5 protein-coding genes, 2 tRNA genes and 1 pseudogene are annotated in these 4194 nt (G+C 49.0%); all 8 read left to right on the forward strand.

The annotated features are described in order from the left end of the window. Positions 1 to 16 precede the first annotated feature (16 nt). The 8 genes and pseudogenes from ACUU1I_RS19815 to ACUU1I_RS19850 all read left to right on the forward strand — a co-directional run bounded on the left by ACUU1I_RS19815 (position 17) and on the right by ACUU1I_RS19850 (position 4172). On the forward strand, positions 17 to 433 hold the full coding sequence (locus ACUU1I_RS19815) for a hypothetical protein (protein WP_005069274.1): 417 nt from the start codon (positions 17 to 19) through the stop codon (positions 431 to 433). A gap of 651 nt (positions 434 to 1084) precedes the next feature. Then, positions 1085 to 1240, forward strand: a complete 156-nt coding sequence (hokD, locus tag ACUU1I_RS19820) for a type I toxin-antitoxin system toxin HokD (RefSeq protein WP_000813254.1) — start codon at positions 1085 to 1087, stop codon at positions 1238 to 1240. Between the two features lie 167 nt (positions 1241 to 1407). After that, complete coding sequence (locus ACUU1I_RS19825) at positions 1408 to 1686, forward strand: hypothetical protein (protein WP_024260631.1); 279 nt, start codon at positions 1408 to 1410, stop codon at positions 1684 to 1686. Position 1687: 1 nt separating this feature from the next. Next, positions 1688 to 2746, forward strand: coding sequence for a DUF968 domain-containing protein (locus ACUU1I_RS19830; RefSeq protein ID WP_001265253.1), 1059 nt, complete (start codon positions 1688 to 1690; stop codon positions 2744 to 2746). Further along, positions 2747 to 3112 (forward strand): RusA family crossover junction endodeoxyribonuclease, encoded by a 366-nt coding sequence (locus ACUU1I_RS19835; protein WP_000140020.1) that lies wholly within the window; start codon positions 2747 to 2749, stop codon positions 3110 to 3112. Next, positions 3109 to 3825 (forward strand): annotated as a pseudogene (locus tag ACUU1I_RS19840) (bacteriophage antitermination protein Q). The gene ACUU1I_RS19835 and the pseudogene ACUU1I_RS19840 overlap by 4 nt, the downstream one beginning before the upstream one ends. A gap of 193 nt (positions 3826 to 4018) precedes the next feature. Beyond that, positions 4019 to 4094, forward strand: a tRNA-Ile gene (locus ACUU1I_RS19845). Position 4095: 1 nt separating this feature from the next. Next, positions 4096 to 4172: transfer RNA gene (locus tag ACUU1I_RS19850), tRNA-Lys, on the forward strand. The last annotated feature ends 22 nt before the right edge of the window (positions 4173 to 4194 follow it).

A 4194-nucleotide genomic window follows, 5' to 3' on the forward strand; every position in this document is an offset into this window, starting at 1 on the left:
TAGGGCGGTAATGAAAATGACTGAATTAACAAAAGAACAATTAATCGAAGAAGCCAAATTAAAAATAGCGATTACGAAATGCCACCCCAATTCAGGGATGGCGCGAGTAGAGGGCGAGTTATTCAAAATTGCACGGGCATCGCTGGAAGCAGAGCCGATAGCGTGGCGATATCGCTACGTGAAAAAAGGTGTTATGGACTCTCAGGGGGAGTTGTGGGTTGGTGACTGGAAATATGTACCGAAAAAAGAGGATTGTAACGACAGGCCGAACTATGAAATTCAGGCCTTATTCACTGCCCCACCAGTCCCGGTTACATCAGAAGAACTGGTTAAAGCTGTGCACTTTTATGAACAACTAAAACGCGAAAATCCACCAGCATCCGGCAACCAGATTAATGGGTTAACTATGTCGGTTAAACGACCAGCCAACTGAAAAAGCGGAAACCTGATTATAGGTTGCCAGATAAGGCAATAAGCTACCTGGCGCGGAACGGACTGATAAGTATGGGGAATGTTTTACGATGAGTATTTAGACTAAAGAGTTTGTAACGCTATGTAAGTGATTTTTTCTGGTTTAGATATTTATATGTCCGGCCAAATTGAGGTGTGTTTAAATGTTATTGCACATTGATTGTAGGGGGAATAATGAAAAACGCATTGCAGTTTTTGTTTGTTGCGTTCTGGTTGTTCGCATCATGTATGCCCATCATCTTCACAGCAAGGTATATGGAAAAAATTGATGTTTTGATATTAATGTTTGGACATATAAATGCCCTTTTTTTAGGGGTGTTCATGGCGGTCATGTGCATTGAATACTGGCGGTAAATACAGCGAACGCTATTGGTTTAGTTGGATATTTACTGTGCCGGACAAAAACGGTTTGCAGGGAAATCTTAGTTAAGTAGAATGACTGCGGGTGCTTGAGGCTATCTGTCTCAGGCATGAACACCAAAAGGCAGATAGAGAAAAGCCCCAGTTAACATTACGCGTCCTGCAAGACGCTTAACATTAATCTGAGGCTCAATCCATGCTGAACACATGTAGGTTAGCCTCTTACGTGCCGAAAGGCAAGGAGAAGCAGGCTATGAAGCAGCAAAAGGCGATGTTAATCGCCCTTATCGTCATCTGTTTAACCGTCATAGTGACGGCACTGGTAACGAGGAAAGACCTCTGCGAGGTACGAATCCGAACCGGCCAGACGGAGGTCGCTGTCTTCACAGCTTACGAACCTGAGGAGTAAGAGACCCGGCGGGGGAGAAATCCCTCGCCACCGCTGATGTGTCAGGCATCCTCAACGCACCCGCACTTAACCCGCTTCGGCGGGTTTTGTTTTTTCTGGTCGTTCTGGTTTACAATCCATCCGTCAGCCTGAACAACTGGCACCTGCTGCGCCAGCAGAGAAAACAGATGGCGCACGATACCAAATTTTACAATTCGGATAACTCTGCCGCCCCTGCCAGCAGGCACGGGCGGCGTTCTCATGCATTCAAATCTGACTGGTATCAGCACGACTCCTGCACCGAAGAACAGGCTGAATGGCTGATTCAGCGCTACCGCAGACACGGATACGAGATTAAGAAAGCCCTCAGTCTCGATTATCGTCACTGGATAATCTTCGTCAGGCTCCCTTATTCCGAACGGCCACCGCGTCCGTCCTGCACATTCCAGCAACGGATCTGGAGGTAATGTGCGGGTATTACTTCGACCTGTTCTGGTTCCGGAACTCGGGCTGGTGGTCCTTAAGCCAGGCCGTGAATCCATGCCGGTATTCCACAATACCCGGGTACTGGTGGAGCCGGAACCGAAAAGCATGCGTAATCTGCCGTCCGGGGTCGTTCCTGCCGTTCGCCAGCCGCTAGTGGAAGACAAAACATTGCTGCCGTTTTTCAGTAACGCACGGGTGATTCGTGCTGCTGGTGGTGCTGGCGCATTGTCTGACTGGCTGTTGCGCCATATGAAATCCTGCCAGTGGCCACACGGCGATTATCATCACAGCGAAACCGTCATTCACCGTTATGGTACCGGCGCAATGGTGTTGTGCTGGCACTGCGACAACCAGTTGCGTGACCAGACATCCGAATCACTCGAGCAACTTGCTCATCAAAACCTGTCAGCATGGATGATTGACGTCATCGGTCACGCAATAAGCGGTACGCAGGAGCGTGAATTATCTCTGGCTGAATTATCCTGGTGGGCGGTCCGCAATCAGGTGGCGGACGCGCTACCGGAAGCGGTATTACGTCGTTCGCTGGGGTTGCGTGCGGAAAAAATCCGCTCAATGTACCGTGAAAGCGACATCGTGCCGGGAGAGCAGACCGCCACCAGCATACTGAAGCAGCGCACAAAAAATCTTGCGCCGCTGCCTCACGCCCACCAGCAACAGAATCCACCACAGGAAGAGACGGTGGTCAGCATTGCCGTTGATCCGGAATCTCCGGCTCAGTATCTCCAGCGCCAGAAACCACAACGGGAAGAGATGCCTGTATACACGCGCTGGGTAAAAACGCAGAAATGCATGACGTGTGGCAATCAGGCAGATGATCCGCACCACATCATTGGTCATGGACTGGGAGGGATGGGAACAAAGGCTGACGATTTGTTTGTTATTCCGCTGTGTCGTAAATGCCATAACGAACTACACGCCGGGGTAAAAGATTTTGAAGAAAAACACGGTAGTCAGTTGTTGTTGCTGATTCGTTTTTTAATGCACGCGAGAAATTCGGGTGTTCTGAAGTGGAAAGCATAAATGACCGAACGCATAGAATTTGTTTTGCCTTACCCGCCAACGGTGAACACCTACTGGCGACGTCGTGGCAGCACATATTTTGTATCAAAAGCCGGTGAGCGTTATCGCCGTGATGTGGCGCTAATTGTTCGCCAGCAGCGACTGAAATTAAACCTGTCCGGAAGGCTGGCGATAAAGATTATTGCAGAGCCACCGGATAAGCGCCGTCGTGACCTGGACAATATCCTGAAGGCACCGCTGGATGCGCTGACGCATGCTGGACTACTTATAGACGACGAGCAGTTTGATGAAATCAATATTGTGCGCGGTCAGCTCGTTCCTGGTGGGCGGCTGGGGATAAAAATCACAGAACTGGGGTGCGCATGAATAACCAGTATTTACAGTTTGTGCGTGAGCAGCTCATTATCGCCACCGCTGATTTGAGTGGGGCAACAAAAGGTCAGCTTGAAGCCTGGCAAGAGAATGCCATGTTCGATACAGGGCGTTACAGGCGTAAAAAAATCCGGTACCGCGATGAAGTGACTGGAAAAATGATAACGCGGGATAATCCACCAATCCCGGGAAAGCAATCGCTGGCGAAGGGGACGTCAATTCCTCTGGTCAGTCCGGTTGAGTTTTCGACATCATCGTGGCGGCGGGCTGTTCTGTCTCTTGAAGAACATCATAAAGCCTGGTTGTTGTGGTGTTACAGCGGGAGTATTTGTTGGGAATATCAGATCGCGATAACACAGTGGGCGTGGAATGAATTTAATGCTCAATCCGGTACCAGAAAAATTGCAGGGAAAACGCAGGAACGCCTGAAAAAATTAATCTGGCTGGCGGCGCAGGCAGTAAAAGCAGAACTTTTTGGTGGGGAAGGTTATGAATACCAGGTTGGTGGGGAAGGTTATGAATACCAGGAGCTGGCATTTACTGGCGGGAGTGACAACTAAAAACTGGTCCAAAACATTTACTCGTCACTGGATTGCAATGAAACACATTTTTCACCGACTGGATAGTGAGGCTTTATTGTTTGTAATGAGAACACGTTCAAAAAAAAGACGGCATTTTCAAAGCAAAGTGTTGCAAAAGTAGATTGAAAGGCATATATTCATGCAAATCTGATATTTTGCCGATTTTTTACGTGATGGCAAAAGCAAACAAAACCCGCCCACAAGCGGGTTTTTTGTGCCACTTATCTCGGATAGACATGGTGAATGCGCTGGTGGAGGAGATAAGGGTGATTTTTGAATGCTTGCAACATTGATTTCGTAACGTTATTATCCTGCGCCCGGCCCTTTAGCTCAGTGGTGAGAGCGAGCGACTCATAATCGCCAGGTCGCTGGTTCAAATCCAGCAAGGGCCACCAACCGCCACTAGCTCATCAGGAAAGAGCGTCAACCCTTTAAGTTGAGTGTGCGAGGTTCGAGTCCCCGGTGGCGGTCCAGTGCCGACTTGGCTCAGTAGGT

It is taken from the genome of Shigella sp. SIG3, from assembly GCF_053555855.1.

Bases quoted from the DNA above. Each gene is read 5' to 3' on its own strand.
- ACUU1I_RS19815 (WP_005069274.1), top strand. From the start codon at position 17: ATGACTGAATTAACAAAAGAACAATTAATCGAAGAAGCCAAATTAAAA.
- ACUU1I_RS19835 (WP_000140020.1), top strand. From the start codon at position 2,747: ATGACCGAACGCATAGAATTTGTTTTGCCTTACCCGCCAACGGTGAAC.
- hokD (WP_000813254.1), top strand. From the start codon at position 1,085: ATGAAGCAGCAAAAGGCGATGTTAATCGCCCTTATCGTCATCTGTTTA.
- ACUU1I_RS19825 (WP_024260631.1), top strand. From the start codon at position 1,408: ATGGCGCACGATACCAAATTTTACAATTCGGATAACTCTGCCGCCCCT.